Annotated in this window: 19 protein-coding genes; 14 read left to right on the forward strand and 5 right to left on the reverse strand. The window is 71.3% G+C overall.

Annotation, left to right across the window (positions count from 1 at the left end; genetic code table 11):
* The first annotated feature begins 15 nt into the window (after nucleotides 1–15).
* The 3 genes from ACTWPW_RS16900 to ACTWPW_RS16910 all read left to right on the forward strand — a co-directional run bounded on the left by ACTWPW_RS16900 (nucleotide 16) and on the right by ACTWPW_RS16910 (nucleotide 5,155).
* The gene (locus ACTWPW_RS16900) at nucleotides 16–909 is read left to right on the forward strand and encodes an ABC transporter ATP-binding protein (protein WP_443169211.1); all 894 of its coding nucleotides are present in this window, start codon (nucleotides 16–18) and stop codon (nucleotides 907–909) included.
* Entirely contained in the window at nucleotides 906–2,465 is a 1,560-nt protein-coding gene (locus ACTWPW_RS16905; RefSeq protein WP_443169212.1) for a hypothetical protein, read from the forward strand. Before ACTWPW_RS16900 ends, ACTWPW_RS16905 begins: the two co-directional genes overlap by 4 nt.
* A gap of 68 nt (nucleotides 2,466–2,533) precedes the next feature.
* The gene (locus tag ACTWPW_RS16910) at nucleotides 2,534–5,155 is read left to right on the forward strand and encodes a phosphoenolpyruvate carboxylase (RefSeq protein ID WP_443169213.1); all 2,622 of its coding nucleotides are present in this window, start codon (nucleotides 2,534–2,536) and stop codon (nucleotides 5,153–5,155) included.
* A 53-nt stretch (nucleotides 5,156–5,208) separates the two neighbouring features.
* On the opposite strand, the gene ACTWPW_RS16915 is transcribed toward ACTWPW_RS16910, so the two are convergent.
* The gene (locus ACTWPW_RS16915; RefSeq protein WP_443169214.1) at nucleotides 5,209–6,282 is read right to left on the reverse strand and encodes an epoxide hydrolase family protein; all 1,074 of its coding nucleotides are present in this window, start codon (nucleotides 6,280–6,282) and stop codon (nucleotides 5,209–5,211) included.
* An 81-nt stretch (nucleotides 6,283–6,363) separates the two neighbouring features.
* Nucleotides 6,364–7,203, reverse strand: coding sequence for a formate dehydrogenase accessory sulfurtransferase FdhD (gene fdhD, locus ACTWPW_RS16920; RefSeq protein WP_375116307.1), 840 nt, complete (start codon nucleotides 7,201–7,203; stop codon nucleotides 6,364–6,366).
* Between the two features lie 84 nt (nucleotides 7,204–7,287).
* On the opposite strand from fdhD, the gene ACTWPW_RS16925 reads away from it, so the two are divergent.
* From ACTWPW_RS16925 to bfr, 7 genes are all read left to right on the forward strand, one after another.
* Nucleotides 7,288–8,109 (forward strand): biotin--[acetyl-CoA-carboxylase] ligase, encoded by an 822-nt coding sequence (locus tag ACTWPW_RS16925; protein ID WP_443169215.1) that lies wholly within the window; start codon nucleotides 7,288–7,290, stop codon nucleotides 8,107–8,109.
* A 57-nt stretch (nucleotides 8,110–8,166) separates the two neighbouring features.
* Nucleotides 8,167–8,679: a PH domain-containing protein gene (locus tag ACTWPW_RS16930; RefSeq protein WP_375116309.1), complete on the forward strand. Its 513-nt coding sequence runs from the start codon at nucleotides 8,167–8,169 to the stop codon at nucleotides 8,677–8,679.
* A gap of 15 nt (nucleotides 8,680–8,694) precedes the next feature.
* A complete protein-coding gene (locus tag ACTWPW_RS16935) occupies nucleotides 8,695–9,660 on the forward strand; it encodes an adenylate/guanylate cyclase domain-containing protein (protein WP_443169216.1) in 966 nt (321 codons plus the stop codon).
* A 15-nt stretch (nucleotides 9,661–9,675) separates the two neighbouring features.
* Nucleotides 9,676–10,764 (forward strand): S-(hydroxymethyl)mycothiol dehydrogenase, encoded by a 1,089-nt coding sequence (locus ACTWPW_RS16940; protein ID WP_443169217.1) that lies wholly within the window; start codon nucleotides 9,676–9,678, stop codon nucleotides 10,762–10,764.
* Nucleotides 10,761–11,381 (forward strand): MBL fold metallo-hydrolase, encoded by a 621-nt coding sequence (locus ACTWPW_RS16945; protein ID WP_375116312.1) that lies wholly within the window; start codon nucleotides 10,761–10,763, stop codon nucleotides 11,379–11,381. The genes ACTWPW_RS16940 and ACTWPW_RS16945 overlap by 4 nt, the downstream gene beginning before the upstream one ends.
* A gap of 116 nt (nucleotides 11,382–11,497) precedes the next feature.
* Complete coding sequence (locus tag ACTWPW_RS16950; RefSeq protein WP_127939836.1) at nucleotides 11,498–11,674, forward strand: (2Fe-2S)-binding protein; 177 nt, start codon at nucleotides 11,498–11,500, stop codon at nucleotides 11,672–11,674.
* 26 nt (nucleotides 11,675–11,700) lie between these two features.
* Complete coding sequence (gene bfr, locus ACTWPW_RS16955; protein ID WP_375116313.1) at nucleotides 11,701–12,186, forward strand: bacterioferritin; 486 nt, start codon at nucleotides 11,701–11,703, stop codon at nucleotides 12,184–12,186.
* Here the strand turns inward: bfr and ACTWPW_RS16960 are convergent.
* Together ACTWPW_RS16960 and ACTWPW_RS16965 are read right to left on the reverse strand one after the other, a co-directional pair.
* A complete protein-coding gene (locus tag ACTWPW_RS16960) occupies nucleotides 12,156–12,344 on the reverse strand; it encodes a hypothetical protein (RefSeq protein ID WP_443169218.1) in 189 nt (62 codons plus the stop codon). The genes bfr and ACTWPW_RS16960 overlap by 31 nt on opposite strands.
* Nucleotides 12,345–12,440: 96 nt before the next feature.
* Complete coding sequence (locus ACTWPW_RS16965) at nucleotides 12,441–13,073, reverse strand: GNAT family N-acetyltransferase (RefSeq protein ID WP_443169219.1); 633 nt, start codon at nucleotides 13,071–13,073, stop codon at nucleotides 12,441–12,443.
* 313 nt (nucleotides 13,074–13,386) lie between these two features.
* Here ACTWPW_RS16965 and ACTWPW_RS16970 point away from each other — a divergent pair, with 313 nt between their 5' ends.
* Entirely contained in the window at nucleotides 13,387–14,055 is a 669-nt protein-coding gene (locus tag ACTWPW_RS16970; RefSeq protein ID WP_043620820.1) for a response regulator transcription factor, read from the forward strand.
* A gap of 3 nt (nucleotides 14,056–14,058) precedes the next feature.
* Nucleotides 14,059–15,336 carry an ATP-binding protein gene (locus tag ACTWPW_RS16975; RefSeq protein WP_364127824.1) on the forward strand — a complete coding sequence of 426 codons (1,278 nt, stop codon included), beginning with the start codon at nucleotides 14,059–14,061 and terminating at the stop codon, nucleotides 15,334–15,336.
* On the opposite strand, the gene ACTWPW_RS16980 is transcribed toward ACTWPW_RS16975, so the two are convergent.
* Nucleotides 15,320–15,802, reverse strand: a complete 483-nt coding sequence (locus ACTWPW_RS16980; RefSeq protein WP_375116316.1) for a GtrA family protein — start codon at nucleotides 15,800–15,802, stop codon at nucleotides 15,320–15,322. The genes ACTWPW_RS16975 and ACTWPW_RS16980 overlap by 17 nt on opposite strands.
* Nucleotides 15,803–16,097: 295 nt before the next feature.
* Here ACTWPW_RS16980 and ACTWPW_RS16985 point away from each other — a divergent pair, with 295 nt between their 5' ends.
* Together ACTWPW_RS16985 and purE are read left to right on the forward strand one after the other, a co-directional pair.
* Complete coding sequence (locus tag ACTWPW_RS16985) at nucleotides 16,098–17,246, forward strand: 5-(carboxyamino)imidazole ribonucleotide synthase (RefSeq protein ID WP_443169220.1); 1,149 nt, start codon at nucleotides 16,098–16,100, stop codon at nucleotides 17,244–17,246.
* A 52-nt stretch (nucleotides 17,247–17,298) separates the two neighbouring features.
* Entirely contained in the window at nucleotides 17,299–17,793 is a 495-nt protein-coding gene (gene purE / locus ACTWPW_RS16990) for a 5-(carboxyamino)imidazole ribonucleotide mutase (RefSeq protein ID WP_375116318.1), read from the forward strand.
* Nucleotide 17,794: the final 1 nt, after the last annotated feature.

Raw genomic sequence — 17,794 nt, forward strand, 5'->3', positions numbered from 1 at the left:
TCCTAGAGTGGATCCATGACGGATGCGGTTCGCACCCATGGCCTGTTCAAGCGATACGGGCAGCAAATCGCCGTCGCGGGGGTGGATCTCGTCGTCCCCGCCGGGAGCTTCGCCGGGCTGGTCGGCCCCAACGGCGCGGGCAAGACGACCACGCTGAGCATGATCACCGGGCTGCTCCGACCCGACGGTGGCGCGGCCGAGGTGGACGGGTTCCACGTGTGGCGCGATCCCGTCGAGGTCAAGGCGCGCATCGGCGTGCTGCCCGAGGGGCTGCGGCTGTTCGAGCGGCTGTCGGGCCGCGAGCTGCTGCTCTACAACGGTCGCCTGCGCGGCATCCCCAAGGCCGACGTCGAGCAGCGCGCGGGCGAGCTGCTGTCCGTGATGGACCTGGCCGACGCCGCCGACAAGCTCGTCGTCGACTACTCCACCGGCATGCGCAAGAAGATCGGCCTGGCCGCCGCGCTGCTGCACAACCCGTCGGTGCTCTTCCTCGACGAGCCGTTCGAGGGCGTCGACCCGGTCAGCGCGAACACGCTGACCGAGGTGCTGCGCCGCTTCACCGCCTCCGGCTCGACCGTCATCTTCTCCAGTCACGTGATGGACCTGGTCGAGCGCCTGTGCGACTGGGTGTCGGTGATGAGTGCGGGTCACATCGTGGCGCAGGGCCCGTTAGCGGACGTACGCGGCGGCCGCCCCCTCAACCAGGCGTTCCTCGAACTGGTCGGCGGCAGCCCGGGCGGCGGCGAGACCGGCCTGAGCTGGCTCGGCGCCAGACCCGAGGGCACCAAGCCCGATGGGGTCGCACCCGCCGCACCCGCCGAACCCGCCGAACCTGCCGCACCCGCCCGACCCGCCGGACCCGCCGGCTCCCAAGCCGAGCAGGGCACCGGACACCGGACGAACCCGTGAGCACGGTCGCGCTGTTCGCGCAGCTCAAGCTCCGGCTGCTGGCCGGCAACCTGCGCGGTGACCTGCAGCGCAAGCTCGGCTTCATCTTCACCCTCGTGGCCGCCGCCGGCCTGGCCGCGCTCGGCTTCTTCCTCATGAGCCTGCTGCGGCTGGTCCCCGCCGACATCGCCGCGTCCCTCGTGACCGTGGCGTTCTCCGCCTTCCTCGTCGGCTGGATGGTCGTGCCGCTGCTCGCGTTCGGCCTGGACGACACGCTCGACCCGGCCAAGCTGTCGCTGTTCCCGCTGCGCACGCGCCGGCTCGCGATCGGCCTGTTCACCGCGTCCGTGACCGGCGTCTGGCCGGCGGCGATGCTGGTCGTCACGTTCGGCGCCCTGGTCGGGCTGGCGTCCAGCGCCGGCGGGTGGCTGCTCGAGGTGCTCGCCGTGCTGGTGCAGTTCGCGCTCTGCGTGGTGACGTCCCGGCTGATCACCACCTCGCTGTCCAGCGCGCTGCGCACCCGGCGCGGCCGTGACGTGCTGGCCGTGGCGGCGCTGCTCGTGGTGCTGCTGGCGCAGCTGCCCAACCTGGTGATGAACTCCGGCTTCGGCGACCCGACGGCCATGCTGCACCAGATGGCCGCCGTGCTGAGGTGGACCCCGCCCGGCATGATGGCCCACGCCGTCATCGACGGCGGCCTGGTGGGGCTGGCCGAGGTGGTGCTCGGGGCGCTGCTCGTGGTGATGCTGGCCTGGCTCTGGATCAAGGCGCTGAGCCGGGCGCTGGTCACGCCCGACGTCTCAACGCAGGCGGCCTCCGTACGCAGGGAGAGCGGGCTGATCGACCGCTTCCTGCCGGACGGGCCGCTGGCGGCGGTGGTGACGAAGGAGCTGAAGTACATCAGGCGCGACCCCCGCTACCGCGTGGGCTGGTTCAGCTCGGTCCTGGTGACGGTCGTGCTGTCGTTCTCCCTGACCAGGACGGCCGAGGCCGCCGCCGGCATGCCGGTCACCCTGGCCTGCGCGGGCGCCCTGATGATCGCGTTGCAGTCGATCAACGCTTTCGGCATCGACGGCCGCTCGCTCTGGATGAACGCCGTCACCTTCGGCTCCGAGCGCGGCCTGGCCACCGACCTGGCCGGGCGGCACCTGGCCAACGCCCTGATCGCCGTGCCGCTGATCGCCGTGATCGCCGTCGCGACCGGCCTGCTCGCCGGCCAGCCGGCCGCGATCCTGCCCGGCATGCTGGCCGGCTGGGGCGCGCTCGGGGTGGGGCTCGGCGTCGGTTCCGTGACGAGCGTGGTGCTGCCGTACACCGTGCCCGAGCGCATGAACGCTTTCAGCGGCGCCGCCCCCGGCCAGGGCGGGCTGGCGTTCGCCTCCGCGATGGGGGCCACGGTGGGGATCGCGCTGCTCGCGCTGCCGTTCGTGCTGCCGCTCGTGTTCGGGCTCTTGTGGGTGTGCGTCCTGGCGCCGTTCTACGGCCTGCTGGCAGAGGTGCTCGGCCGCCGGCTGGCCGCCAGGATCGGCTTCGCCCGCACCCCCGAACTGCTCCTGGCGGTGTCAAAGCCCACCTGAGCAGTGGTCTAGTCCAATTGCTGAGACCGGTCTACGGTGTCCCGAGACGACTCGATACCCTTCGAAACATGATTGACCAGGGGCTCGAGCGTCGCAGTGTCGCCGTAACCGAGATGCCGGACGAGCTACGTCACGATGTGCGTCTGCTCGGCAAACTGCTCGGCCAGGTGCTGGCCGAGCAGGGCGGCGAGGACCTGCTGGCCGATGTCGAACGGTTGCGCAAGGCCGTCATCGCGGCGCGCAGGGGCGAGATCTCGGCCGACGTGATCACCGAAATGGTCGCCGGATGGGAGATCGAGCGGGCCGTGGCCGTCGCCCGCGCGTTCACCTGTTACTTCCACCTCGCCAATCTGGCCGAGGAGCATTACCGCATCCGCACGCTGCGCGAGCGGGACGCCGAGGGCAGGGTGCAGCGCGAGTCGCTGGCACAGGCCGTACACGAGCTGGGCCACGAGCGCGTCACCGAGCTGCTGGCGGGCCTGGAGCTGCACCCGGTGCTCACCGCGCACCCCACCGAGGCGCGCAGGCGCGCCGTCGTCACCGCCATCCAGCGGGTCAGCGGCCAGCTCACCGAGTACAACACGCCCGGCCGCGGGGCCTCCGAGCGCGCCGAGAGCAAGCGGCGCATGCTGGAGGAGATCGACCTGCTGTGGCGTACGGCCCAGCTCCGCTCGACCAAGCTCGACCCGCTCGACGAGGTGCGCACGGCCATGGCCGCCTTCGACGAGACCCTGTTCCGCACGGTGCCGCAGGTCTACCGCGCGCTGGACGCGGCACTCGACGAGGGCACCGGCACCCTGCCACCGCAGGCCAGGCCCTTCATCCGCTACGGGAGCTGGATCGGCGGCGACCGCGACGGCAACCCGAACGTCACCGCCAAGGTCACCCGCGAGGCCATCCAGATCCAGTCCGAGCACGTGCTGACGGCCCTGGAGACCGCCTGCACCCGCATCGCCCGCACGCTCACCGCCTCGGCGCAGTTCGCGCCCTGCTCGCCCGCGCTGAAGTCGGCGCTGGCGGCGGCCGTGGACGCCCACCCCGACGTGGTCTCCGAGCTGGCCACCCGCTCGCCGCGCGAGCCGCACCGGCAGTGGCTGCTGTTCGTGGCGGGCCGCATCGCCGCCACCCGCCGCCGCGACCTCGATCTGGCCTACCGCTCGCCGTCCGAGCTGCTGGCCGACCTGCGGCTGGCCCAGGAGTCGCTGGCCGCCTCCGCGCCGCGGCAGGCGTACGGCGAGTTGCAGCACCTCATCTGGCAGGTGGAGACGTTCGGCTTCCACCTGGCCGAGCTGGAGGTGCGCCAGCACTCCCAGGTGCACGCGGCGGCCCTGGAGGAGCTGCGCGCCGGCGGCGAGCTGTCGGAGCGCACCGAGGAGGTCCTGGCCACGATCCGGGTGATCGGCTGGATCCAGGAGCGCTTCGGCGTCACGGCCTGCTCCCGCTACGTGGTCTCCTTCACCCGCACCGCCGAGGACATCGCGGCCGTCTACGAGCTGGCCTCGCACGCGCTCGGCGACCGCGCGCCGGTGCTCGACGTGGTGCCGCTGTTCGAGTCGGGCCAGGACCTGGCCAACTCGCCGCGCGTGCTGACCGGCATGCTGGAGATCCCGCAGATCCAGCGGCGCCTGGCGGACACCGGCCGGCGCATGGAGATCATGCTCGGCTACTCCGACTCGGCCAAGGAGCTCGGCCCCGCGGCCGCCACGCTCCGGCTCTACGAGGCCCAGGAGGAGCTGACCGCCTGGGCCGCCGAGCACGACGTGAACCTGCGCATGTTCCACGGCCGCGGCGGCGCCCTCGGGCGCGGCGGCGGCCCGGCCAACCGCGCGGTGCTGGCCCAGGCCCCCGGCTCGGTCGCGGGCCGCTTCAAGGTGACCGAGCAGGGCGAGGTCATCTTCGCCCGCTACGGCCACATCGCCATCGCCCGCCGCCACCTGGAGCAGGTGGCCAACGCCGTGCTGCTGGCCTCCTCGCCCACCGTCGGGGCCCGCACCGCGGCCGCCGCCGAGCGCTTCCGCGGCCTGGCCGAGCAGGTGGCCACGGCCTCGGAGCAGGCGTACCGCGCGCTGACCGAGGCGCCGGGCTTCCCCGAGTGGTTCGGCCTGGTCAGCCCGCTGGAGGAGATCGGCACGCTGCGCCTGGGCTCCCGCCCGGCCCGCCGCGGCCTGGGCGCCCCGCGCTCCCTCGACGACCTGCGCGCGATCCCGTGGGTGTTCGCCTGGGCCCAGACCCGGGTCAACCTCCCCGGCTGGTACGGCCTGGGCACCGGCCTGGCCGCGGTCGGCTCCCTGGACGAGCTGCGGGCGGCGTACGCGGAGTGGCCGCTGTTCAACGTGATGCTGGACAACGCGGAGATGTCCCTGGCCAAGACCGACCGCTCGATCGCCAAGCGCTACCTGGCGCTGGGCGGCCGGGAGGACTTCGCCCGGCAGGTCATGGAGGAGTACGACCGGACCCGCGACCTGGTCCTGCGCGTCACGGGCCACACCAGGCTGCTGGAGAACCGCAAGGTGCTCTCGCGCGCCGTCCAGCTCCGCGACCCGTACGTGGACGCCCTGTCGCACCTCCAGCTCAGGGCCCTGCGCGCGCTCCGCACGGAGAGCCTGTCGGAGCAGGAGCGCGACCGCCTGTCCACCCTCCTGCTCCTGTCGGTCAACGGGGTGGCCGCCGGCCTGCAGAACACCGGCTGACCCCGCCCCGCGCAAGGGGGACGTCACCCGCGTCCCCCTTGCCCCGGCCCGGGTCAGCGCAGGCTCTCGAAGAAGGCGATGACGTCCGAGGTGAGCGCTTCCGTGGCGGAGTGGGCCGTGTAGTGGCCGTGGGCCGGGGCCGGGAGGGTCTTCCAGGAGACGATGTTCGCGTGGTCGCGCGCGGCGAAGCGGCGGATGGACGCGAAGTCGCCCTCCGCCATGGCCAGCGCCGTCGGCACCGTCGTCGGTCCCTTCGGCTGCTCGGCCCGGGCGTTCTCCCAGTAGAGGCGCAGCGCCGAGCCCGCCGTCCCGGTGAACCAGTGGATGGCCGCGTTCGTCAGCACGAAGTCGTCGTCCAGGTCCTCGTCGAAGAGCTGGGCCAGCCAGCCGACGAGCCCGGCGGGGGAGTCGACGATGGCGTGCGCCAGCGTCTGCGGCTGCTGTGACTGCAGCACGTTGAAGGCGCCCTTCTCCTTCCAGAACCAGTCGAGCACGGCCAGCCCCGCCTGCTCCTCCTCGCTCAGGTCGGCGAACTCGGCCGGGTCGCCCGACGGGAACGAGAACAGCTGCGTGACGTGCACCCCCACGACGTGCTCCGGGTCGATCCGGCCGACCTCCGGGGAGATCATCGAGCCGCCGTCGTTGCCGACCGCGCCGTAGCGCTCGTAGCCGAGCCGGGCCATCAGCTCGGCCCACGCCCGGGCGATGCGCTGGTTGTTCCAGCCCAGTTCCCGCGTCGGCCCGGAGAAGCCGTAGCCCGGCAGGGAGGGGATGACCAGGTGGAAGTGGCGGGACAGGGGCTCGATGGCGTTGAGGTATTCGGCGATGGAGCCGGGCCAGCCGTGGGTGAGGATCAGGGCGAGCGCGTCGGGATTGTCGGAGCGTACGTGGACGAAGTGGATGTTCTGCCCGTCGATCTCCGTGGTGAACTGCGGGTACGCGTTGAGCCTGGCCTCCTGCGCCCGCCAGTCGAACCCGTCGCGCCAGTGGCCGATCAGGCGCTTGACCCGGTCGACGCCGACGCCCTGGTCGGCTCCGGGGATCTCGTCGGCGAAGCGGGTCAGGGCGAGGCGGGCCTGGAGGTCGTCGAGGTCGGCCTGCGGGATGTCGATGCGGAAGGGGTTCATGGGGGTCCTCCAGGAATGGAACGGATCGCTTTGTTCTGTTCTCAGAATAGCAGAACGGAATGCTTTATTCCACACCTGTTTTCAGGCGGAGATGCGCTCCGCGCCCGCGTACACGTTGCAGCGCTCGCCCCGCAGGAAGCCCACCAGCGTCAGGCCGAAGTCCCTGGCCAGCTCCACCGCCAGCGACGACGGCGCCGACACCGCGCACACCACCGGCAGGCCGGCCGCCAGCGCCTTCTGCATGATCTCGTAGCTGGTCCGCCCGCTCACCATGAGCACGTGCTCGGACAGCGGCAGCCGCTCGCTCAGCGCCGCCCACCCGACCAGCTTGTCCACCGCGTTGTGCCGGCCCACGTCCTCGCGCACCGCCACCAGCCTCCCCGCGGCCGTGAACAGCCCTGCGGCGTGCAACCCGCCCGTCTTGCCGAACACCCCCTGAGCCGCCCGCAGCGCGTCAGGCAGCGTGTACAGGAGCTCGGGGGACAGCTCCAGCAGGCCGCGGGGGACCGGCTCGCACCGGTCGCGCAGCGCTTCGAGCCCGGCCGAGCCGCAGACGCCGCACGCGCTGGAGGTGAGGAAGTGCCGGTCGAGGGCGGGCAGATCGGGGACGGGGCCGTGCAGGTGCACGGTCACCGTGTTGTAGCGGGCCTCCGGCGGGAGGTCCTCGTCGGTGCAGTACGCGATCGCGGCGATGTCCCCGGCGCCCACCAGCCCCTCGCCCCGCAGGAACCCGGCGGCCAGCTCGAAGTCGTGCCCCGGCGTGCGCATGGTGATCGCCACCGTCCTGCGCGTGCCGTCGGCCGCCGTCAGGCGGATCTCCAGCGGCTCCTCCGTGGCCAGGTCGTCGCGGCGATCCCTGGCCGTGGAGCCGGACAGCTCCCTGATCCGGATGCGGGTGCTCGGCCCCGGGCGCGCCTTCACAGCGCCCGCGACCGCGAACAAGCCCGGCGCGCGGGCTGCGGACGCGTGCTCACCCCTTCATCATCCCCCTGCCAAGATAGAAGGATGCCCGACTCGCGCTACTCCGACCTCGACCGGCCTCCCCTCTCCGAGGCGGCGCTCAACCGTGCCCTGGTCCGCCCCGGCTCGCTGTGGACCGGCGTCAAGGTGGTCGACAGCACCGGCTCCACCAACGCCGACCTGGCGCGGGCCGCCCAGGAAGGGGCGCCGGAGGGGACGGTGCTGGTGGCGGAGGCGCAGGAGGCCGGCCGCGGCCGGCTGGGCCGCGCCTGGTCGGCGCCGCCGCGCTCGGGGCTGACGTTCTCGATCCTGCTCAGGCCGACCGTGCCGCTCGCGGGGCAGGGCTGGCTGTCGCTCCTGTACGGCGTCGCCGCCGCCTCGGCCGTGCGCCGCCTGGCCGAGGTCGACGTACGCCTCAAGTGGCCCAACGACCTGCTGATCGGTGAGCGCAAGCTGGCCGGGGTGCTGGCCGAGCGGGTGGACGACGCCGTCGTCATCGGCATGGGCCTGAACGTGACGCTCAGGCCGGAGGAGCTCCCGGTCGAGACCGCCACGTCGCTGGCCATCGAGGAGGCGGCCTGCGTCGACCGCGACCCGCTGCTGCGCGCCGTGCTCAGGGAGATCGAGGTCCACTACCGCGAGTGGACGGAGGCCAAGGGCGATGTGGAGGCGTCCGGGCTGCGCTCGGCCTACCTCGCCACCAGCGCCACCGTCGGGCGGCGGGTCAGGGTGGAGCTGCCGGGGCAGCAGTCGCTGACGGGGCAGGCGACCGGGGTGGACCACTTCGGGCACCTACAGGTGGAGGCGGCGGGCGAGAAATACACCCTGAGCGCCGGCGACGTCGTGCACGTCCGCCCCGCGGACTAGTGGCCGCGTTCCGTCGTCGGCGTGGCAGCCGGGCGGGGATGGTGGCACCATTTGCCCATGACCCTTCCCGACCATCATCTGACGCAGGGTGAGCGGCGCGTCCGATCCTTCCACCCTCACTGGAAGCGGCTGGTCGTCCCCTTCATCGCGCTTCTTCTCATCGCCGCGGCCTCGGGTGCGGCGCTGTACTTCATCCCGGGTGACTTCGCCTACGCCTCCTACGCCAGGATCGCGGTCGTCGTCATCGGTCTCATCCTGCTGACGATCTGGTCGTTCGTGCCGTACCTGCGGTGGAAGAACACCGGCTACGTGCTCACCACGCACCGCTTCACGATCAGCACCGGCGTGCTCAACAAGTCGACCGACGAGATCCCGATCACCAAGGTCAACACGGTGAGCTCCGACCAGACGTTCGCGGAGCGCCTGTTCGGCTGCGGCACGCTGACGGTGGAGTCCGCCGGCGACCGGGGCGAGATCGTGCTGAAGGACATCCCGAAGATCCAGGACGTCCGCACCGACCTGTTCAGGCTCGTCGAGGACGCGTCGGACGGCGAGCTCGACGGCCGCTGACGTAGCCTCCATCGCGTGAGCGAATCCCGCCCGGGCCGCCCGACCGCCGAGGAGATCGAGCGGTTGCTCATCGGCCTGCCGCCGCGCTTCACGCGGTCGGAGGTCGCCGCCAAGAGCGGCGTGCCGCAGGAACTGGCTGAGCGCATCTGGCGCGCGCTCGGCTTCGCGCAGCGGGCCGACGACGCCGTGGCGTTCACCGAGGCCGACGTCGACGCGCTGCGCCGGGTCCGGAGCATGCTCGACAGCGGCCTGCTCGACGAGCAGACGGTCATCCGCATGGCCCGCGCGCTCGGCCAGACCACGGCCAGGCTGGCGCAGTGGCAGGCCGAGATCATGATCGGCACCCTGCTGCCGGACGAGCCCTCCGCGGACGACCTGGCCACGGTGCTCGACACGGCGCAGGGCCTGATGCCCGACTTCGAGCACGTCCTGACCCACGTCTGGCGGGCCCAGCTCGCCGCCGCCGGCACCCGGCTGCTGGCCATCGCCGACGTCAACGACGAGCTGGTGCCGACGCGGGTGCCGATGGCGGTGGGGTTCGCGGATCTGGTGTCGTTCACCAGGCGTAGCCGCGAGCTCGACGAGAAGGAGCTGGCCCGGCTGGTCGAGGGGTTCGAGTCGCGGGCCTCCGACGTGGTGGCCTCCCACGGCGCCCGGCTGGTCAAGACGCTGGGGGACGAGGTGCTGTTCACCGCCCCGACCCGGGAGGGGGCCGCGGCCGTCGCGCTCGACCTGGTCGGGGCCGACGAGCTGCGCATCGGCATGGCGTTCGGCCCGGTCGTGTCCTCGATGGGCGACGTCTTCGGCACCACCGTCAACCTGGCCGCCCGGCTCACCGCCATCGCCCGCCCCGGCACCATCCTGGTCGACGCGGAGCTGGCCGAAGGGCTGGACGGCTACGAACTGCACAAGATCAGGCGGCGTCCCGCGAGAGGACTCGGCGTGGTCCAGCCGTATGTCTTGCGGAGATCATCCTCCTGACACAAGATGGCTGGCATGCCGTACGAAGTGCAGGGCGTCATCGCCCGGGGCAAGGGCCAGGAAGTTTCGCTCGAGACGGTGATCGTCCCGGATCCGGGTCCGGGCGAGGTGGTGGTGGAGGTGCAGGCCTGCGGGGTCTGCCACACCGACCTGCATTACCGCGAGGGCGGGATCAGCGACGACTATCCGTTCCTGCTGGGCCATGAGGCGGCGGGCGTGGTCGAGGCGGTCGGCCCCGGGGTCACCGAGGTGGAGCCCGGCGATTTCGTGATCCTCAACTGGCGCGCGGTGTGCGGCCAGTGCCGCGCCTGCCTGCGCGGCCGGCCCTGGTACTGCTTCGCCACCCACAACGCCAGGCAGAAGATGACGCTCAAGGACGGCACCGAGCTGTCGCCCGCGCTCGGCATCGGGGCGTTCCTCGACAAGACGCTCGTGGCGGCCGGGCAGTGCACGAAGGTCTCCGCCGAGGCTCCGGCGCAGGTCGCCGGCCTGCTGGGCTGCGGCGTGATGGCCGGGATCGGCGCGGCGATCAACACCGGCGGGGTGACGCGCGGCGACAGCGTGGCGGTGATCGGCTGCGGCGGGGTCGGGGACGCGGCGATCCTGGGCTCCTCGCTGGCCGGCGCCTCGAAGATCATCGCGGTGGACGTGGACGACCGCAAGCTGGAGTGGGCCCGCGGGTTCGGCGCCACCCACACGGTCAACTCGCGGGAGAACGACCCGGTCGAGGCGATCCGCGACCTGACGGGCGGCAACGGCGCGGACGTGGTGGTCGAGGCGGTGGGCCGGCCGGAGACGTACGAGCAGGCGTTCTACGCCCGCGACCTGGCCGGCACGGTCGTGCTGGTCGGCGTGCCGACCCCGGAGATGCGCATCGACCTGCCCCTCCTCGACGTGTTCGGCCGCGGCGGCGCGCTGAAGTCCTCCTGGTACGGCGACTGCCTGCCCAGCCGCGACTTCCCCATGCTGATCGACCTGTTCCTGCAGAACCGCCTGCCCCTGGACAAGTTCGTGTCGGAGACCATCTCCGTGGACGGGGTCGAGGAGGCGTTCGCGAAGATGCACCGCGGCGAGGTGCTGCGCTCGGTGGTGGTCTTCTCATGATCGACCGGGTCATCACCTCGGGCACGTTCTCGCTCGACGGCGGCACGTGGGACGTCGACAACAACGTCTGGCTGGTCGGGGACGCCCGCGAGGTCGTGGTCATCGACGCCGCCCACGACGCCGCGGCGATCGCCGAGCGGGTGGGCGGGCGTACGGTCAGGGCCATCGTCTGCACCCACGCGCACAACGACCACATCAACGCGGCGAAGGAGCTCGCCGGGCTGACCGGTGCGCCGATCCGGCTGCATCCGGCCGACCAGGTGCTGTGGGAGCAGGTGTACGGGCCGGAGGTGACGTACGAACCGCTGGCCGACGGCGAGAAGCTCGTGGTCGGCGGGGTCGCCCTGCAGATTTTGCACACCCCCGGCCACTCGCCCGGAGCCGTCTGCGCCCACGCGCCCGACCTGGGGGCGCTGTTCAGCGGCGACACCCTGTTCAAGGGCGGCCCGGGGGCGACCGGCCGTTCCCACAGCTCGTTCGAGACGATCATCGACTCGATCCGCGACCGGCTTCTCACCCTGCCGCCCGAGACCGTCGTGCACACGGGGCACGGCGACTCCACCGCGATCGGCGGGGAGGCCCCGCACCTGGAGGAGTGGATCGCCAGGGGGCACTGACAGGCGGGGATAGGCGACTGTGACCCACCCAACGTAGGCAAGCCTTACCAAAGTGGGTTACCTTAGGTGTGCCTAACCTAAAGGCGCCCGTTCCTTCACGAGAGGCTAGTCCCTGGATGTACGTGTGCATTTGTCGTGCCGTGACCGAGAACGAGGTCCACGACTGCATCGCCTCCGGGGCGACGAGCGCGAAGCAGATCCGCGACACCACCGGTGCTGGTGGGGACTGTGCCCGTTGTGTACGGAAGATCTGTGCGATCCTGAAACGGTCTGAAGAACTCACGACCGCATAGCCGGATAGCGACGAGGAGCCCGTTTCATGCAGGGCGACAAGCAGATCATCGAGTTGCTCAACGAACAGCTGACCGCGGAGCTCACCGCGATCAACCAGTATTTCCTGCACGCCAAGATGCAGGAGAACTGGGGATACACGAAGCTCGCCGAGCACACCCGCGAAGAGTCGATCGACGAGATGCGCCACGCCGAGCGCCTCACCGACCGCATCCTCTTCCTGGAGGGCCTGCCCAACTACCAGCGCCTGGGCACGCTGCACATCGGCCAGACCGTCGAGGAGCAGCTCAAGGCCGACCTTGAGGTGGAGATGTCGGTGGTGCAGCGGCTGCGCCCGGCGATCCAGCTCATGCGCGAGAAAGGCGACGTCACCTCTGCCCGCATCTTCGAGGAGATCCTCGAGGACGAGGAAGAGCACATCGACTACCTGGAGACGGAGCTGGGCCTGATCCGCAGCCTCGGGGAGCAGCTCTACCTGGCCCGTTACGCCAAGCCGCACTCGTCGGACGACTGACCGCCGGGCAGCGCGCAGGCCGGGGCGGCCATCGTGTACGACCGCCCGGCCTCGGCGGCCACGACCCGCCTCGCCAGCCGGCCGTACCGTGAGCTCACCGGTACGCCCGCGTGCGGCGTGACCTGCGCCACCAGGCCGTCACGCCACGAGACTCCCACCGCCACGTCCCCCGCAGCCCGCCCCCGACGGGCAACGCCTGCGTCAGGTCACCGGGGGTGCCGCCGCCACGGCCGGCAACGCGATCAGCGGCGCCTTCAGCCGCCGGGGCGGAGGCTGATCTGCTCGCCGTGCTCCCGGAACCCGAGTGCCCGGGCCACTCGGCGCGACGCCTCGACCCGGGCCCGCCACTGCGGCAGCAGCCCGTTCGCCAGCGCGTCCGCGACGGCGGCCGAGGCGACCGCGCGGGCCAGCCCGCGCCCCCGGTGCGTGGTGGCGGTCAGCACGGAGACGTGCGCCGCCGTGTCGAGCCACGGCCGGTACGCCGCCGCCGCGACGACCTCCCGCCCGTCGCGGACCACGTACGCCGCCGACGTGGTCTCGTCGAGACCGCTCTCCTGCGCGTCCTCCTCCGGCACCGAGGCCACCAGCGCCAGCACGTCGCCGTGCCCCGGCGGCAGGCTCTCCGCCTGCGCGGGGGCGGGCACGAAGTCCGCCTTGTCGAGATAGGCGAGCGCCGCCGGCCCCAGGACGTCGCCGGCCGAGGGCCCCGCGAGATCGGTGAGCGCCGCCAGCCCGGCGCCCGACCCGAGGTGGGCGAGCAGCCGCTCCCGCACCGGCTCCACCAGGCCCGGCCGGGGCACGACGGCCAGGATCGCCCCGTCCAGCGTCACGATGCCGGACCATCCGGGCGGGCACATCCAGGACTCCGGCGAGACCGCCACGCTCACGCCTCCCCGGCCCGGGAACGTGACGGGGACCCGGGCGAGCCGGGCCCACATTTCGCGAGCGCGATTCACGGCATTCAACGACATTTCCCCATGATCGCAGTCGAATGTTCAGGGCCTGCCCTTGGCGTGGCGGGGTTGATCCTCTCTCGACCGGGCATGATCGTCCGATGATTCTCGGGCGGAAAACGGCGGTGCTTTAATCACGACGTACCGTATTTTAGCTGTGTTTGCCCAGGTCAATGGATAGGTCAACGACGAGTCAAACCGCGCGCTGTGCCCGGGAAACGATCGCCTAAGGTCCTACGATCGCTTCATGACCTGCGTACTTCTCGCCGAGGATGACACCTCGATATCCGAGCCACTCGCGCGTGCGCTGCGCCGCGAGGGCTATCAGGTTGAGGTGAGTCCCGACGGCCCGCAGGCCCTGGAGAGGGCCCTGTCGGGCGGCATCGATCTCATCGTTCTTGACCTTGGCCTGCCAGAAATGGACGGTCTCGAGGTCGCCCGCCGGATCCGGGCCGAAGGCCACGGCACTCCGGTTCTGATACTCACCGCCCGCGTCGACGAGGTGGACACCGTTGTCGGCCTCGACGCCGGCGCCGACGACTACGTGACGAAACCGTTCAGGCTGGCGGAGCTGCTCGCCAGAGTGCGCGCACTGCTGCGCCGCGGCACCTCCGAGACCCCGGTCGTCCAGGGGGTGCGCATCGACGCCGACTCGCGCCGCGCCTGGATGGGGGAGAAGGAGCTGCACCTGACCACCAAGGAGTTCGACCTGCTGCGCGTCCTGGTCCGCGACGCGGGCAAGGTCGTCACCCGCGAGCAGATCATGCGCGAGGTGTGGGACACCAACTGGTGGGGCTCCACCAAGACGCTCGACATGCACATCTCCTGGCTGCGCCGCAAGCTCGGTGACGACGCGGCCAAGCCGCGTTACATCACGACCGTCAGGGGAGTCGGCTTCCGGTTCGAGCGCGAGTAGGAGATGCGCCGCCGACTGCTCTCCTCCACCCTGGTCGTCGCGGTAATCGCGGTCCTGCTGCTGGGGGTCCCCCTGGGCGTCGTCGTCAGCCGCCTGATCGTCGATGAGGCGGCTCAGGAGCTTGGGGCGGAAGCCAAGCGTCTCGTGGGAGAGGTGGAGTACGCCCGTGTCCAGGAGACGCCGCTCGACCCCCAGCAACTGGAGCAAAAGTACCCGGGTAGGTTCATCCAGATCTGGGAACGTGGAACCCCCCTCAGGGTGACCGTCGTCGGCGAGCCCCCGCCGTCCGGTCACCTGATGACTGAGGACGCCCAGACCAACACCGGTGTCTACGTACGCATCAGCCGCGACCGCGATCAGGTCGAGCAGGACGTACGGGCCCGCCTGCTGCTCATCGTGGCCCTGGCCGTCGCCGCCCTGGCGGTGGCCGTGAGCCTGGCCGTCGTGCAGTCCCGCCGGCTGACGCTGCCCCTGCAGGACCTGGCGAAGATCGCCGACCGGCTGGGTTCCGGGGACGCGCGGCCGAGCAAGCACCGATACGGCATCCCCGAGCTCGACCGGGTCGCCCAGGTGCTCGACCGCAGCGCCACCCGCATCTCCGACCTGCTCACCCGCGAGCGCGAGTTCGCCACCGACGCCTCCCACCAGCTCCGCACCCCCTTGACCGGGCTCACCATGCGCCTGGAGGAGATCGTGGCCGCCTCCGACGAGCCGGACGTCGTGCGCGAGGAGGGCGAGGCGGCGATCGTCCAGGCCGAGCGGCTCACCGCCGTGATCGACGAGTTGCTGGCCGCGGCCCGCCGCCAGCGCCACGCCCAGGCCGAGCCGGTCGCGATCGACGAGGTGCTCGTCCAGCAGATCACCGAATGGGAGCCGGTCTTCCGGGACGCGCACCGTGCGCTGCAGCTCGACGGCTCCCGCGGCCTGAAGGCGATGGCCACGACGGGCGGGTTCGGCCAGGTGATCGCCTCGCTGCTGGAGAACTCCCTGCGTCACGGCGGCGGCGCCGTCACCGTCACCACCACCTGCGGCGACAACTACGTGGTGATCGAGGTCGCGGACGAGGGCCCCGGCATCGCCGACGAGATCGCCCCCAAGATCTTCGACCGGAACGTCAGCGGCGGCGGAGGCACCGGGCTCGGCCTGACGCTGGCCCGCGCGCTGGCGGCGGCCGACGGCGGCCGGCTGGAGCTGGTGCGCCGGCGCCCGGCGACGTTCGCCATCTTCCTGCGCCCCGCCGAGGACGACGGCCGGAACCGGGTGGTCAGCGGTCCTGCCTGACGCCGCCCTCGGGCAGCTCCACCGGGATCGGCTCGGTGGCCTCCAGGAACACCCACTTCTTGTACGACCAGTAGCGGAACAGGGTGCCGAGCCCCACGCCGACGATGTTGGCGATGTTGAGGCTGAGCGTGTCGTGCAGGTTGAGGGTGTAGGTGGTGAAGCCGATCGTCAGCATGCCGAACAGCAGTGCGATGCCGTTGAGCAGGAAGAACAGGAAATATTCGCGCCCCAGCCCGTTCTGCTCGCGGTGCCGGAAGGTCCACAGCCGGTTGCCCGCGTACGCGAACGTCGTGGAGATCGACGTCGCCACGACCTTGGACGTCAGCGGCCCCAGGTCGAACACCACGCTGCACAGGTTGAGCAGCCCCAGGTCGATGAGGAAGGCGATGGCGCCGATGCTGCCGAACTTGGCCAGCTCGTGCAGGAGGGAGGAGAACCGCTGGTAGAGGCGTTTGGTGAAGTCCACGTCTCTGCTCGGTCCCTTCCTAGTCAGAGCTGACATCCCCAGCGTACCGGCCGTGATGTAGGGCGGGATGTCAGACCCAGCAACATACCGCGCAAAGAACGTCTTTAGAAATATCGTCCTATGACCGGCATACCCCTTACATGGGCATTACGCTGCGATGACAGATCGAGGGCACGCGAGCGCTGGGCGGCCGTGCCCACAGGGCAACCCGGAACGGCCGCCCAGCCCCTGACTGCGACAGGCGGTGCCGGGTTGGGTCAGGGAAAGTCGTTGCGTCCCGGTAAGCTCACCTGGCGTGAGTTCATACAGCCCCATCGGACCGGTCGTCGGCATCGTCGGCGCGGGCCAGCTGGCCAGGATGTCGCAGCCGCCCGCCATCGCGCTGGGCGTCGAGCTGCGGGTGCTGGCCAACAGTCCTGAGGAGAGCGCGGCCCGGGTCATCGTCGACACGCGCATCGGAGACTACCGCGATCTTGGCGATCTCCGCGACTTCGCCAAGGGCTGCGACGCGATCACGTTCGACCACGAGCACGTGCCCACCGAGCACATCCGGGCCCTGGCCGCCAACGGCTACGTCGTGCACCCGGGCGCCGACGCCCTCGTGCACGCCCAGGACAAGGCCGTCATGCGCGAGCGGCTGTCCGAGATCGGCGTGCCCTGCCCGGCCTGGGCGCGGGTGCCGTCCGCCGAGGACGCCATTCGCTTCGGCGAGGAGCACGGCTGGCCGGTGGTGCTGAAGGCGGTGCGCGGCGGCTACGACGGGCGCGGCGTGTGGGTGTGCCGCAGCGCGGTGGAGGTGACGGAGGCGTTCGCGACCGGGGTCGAGCTCATGGCCGAGGCGTTCGTACCGTTCGAGCGGGAGCTCGCGGTGCTGGTCGCCCGCTCGCCGCACGGGCAGGGCGTGAGCTATCCGGTCGTGGAGACCGTGCAGCAGGACGGCATCTGCGTCGAGGTGCTCGCCCCCGCTCCCGGGCTCGACCCGGAGCAGGCAGCGCAGGCCCAGCGCATCGGCCTGAAGATCGCCGACGAGCTCGGGGTGACCGGGCTGCTGGCGGTGGAGCTGTTCCAGACCGCCCGTGGCCTGGTGGTCAACGAGCTGGCCATGCGCCCGCACAACAGCGGCCACTGGACGATCGAGGGCTCGACGACGTCGCAGTTCGAGCAGCACCTGCGGGCCGTCCTGGACCTGCCGCTGGGCACGCCCAAGATGACCGCCCAGGTCGTCGTCATGGCCAACCTGCTCGGCGGCGACGACCCCGACCTGTTCAAGCGCTACGAGCACGTGCTGGCCCACGACCCCGGCATCAAGCTGCACTTCTACGGCAAGGAGGTGCGTCCGGGCCGCAAGATCGGCCACGTGACGGCCCTCGGCTCCAACCTCGGCGAGGTGCGCGCCCGCGCCCGCCACGCCGCCGTCTACCTCATGACCGGGGAGTACACGTGAGAGAGAGCAGCGAGCGAACTCCCGATTTCCCGGTGCTGACGAAGGAGGCGCAGTGAAGATCGGCATTGTCATGGGGAGCGACTCCGACTGGCCGGTCATGAAGGCCGCCGCGGAGGCGGTCGCCGAGTTCGGGGTGCCGTTCGAGGCCGACGTCGTGTCGGCGCACCGCATGCCGGTCGAGATGATCGACTACGGCCGCCAGGCGGCCTCCCGCGGCCTCCGGGTGATCATCGCCGGCGCCGGCGGGGCCGCCCACCTGCCCGGCATGCTGGCCTCCGTCACGCCGCTGCCGGTGATCGGGGTGCCGGTGCCGCTGAAATATCTCGACGGGATGGACTCCCTGCTGTCGATCGTCCAGATGCCGGCCGGGGTGCCGGTCGCCACGGTGGCGGTGGGCGGGGCCCGCAACGCGGGGCTGCTGGCCGTACGCATCCTGGCCGCCTCCGACGAGGGGCTGCGGAAGCGGATGGAGGAGTTCCAGGAGCGGTTGAAGGAGCAGGCGTACGCCAAGGGCGAGAAGCTGCGCGCGGAGGCGGCCGAGCTCTGAT

The organism is Nonomuraea sp. KM90 (assembly GCF_052246675.1).
In the GTDB taxonomy this organism is placed as follows: Bacteria; Actinomycetota; Actinomycetes; order Streptosporangiales; family Streptosporangiaceae; genus Nonomuraea.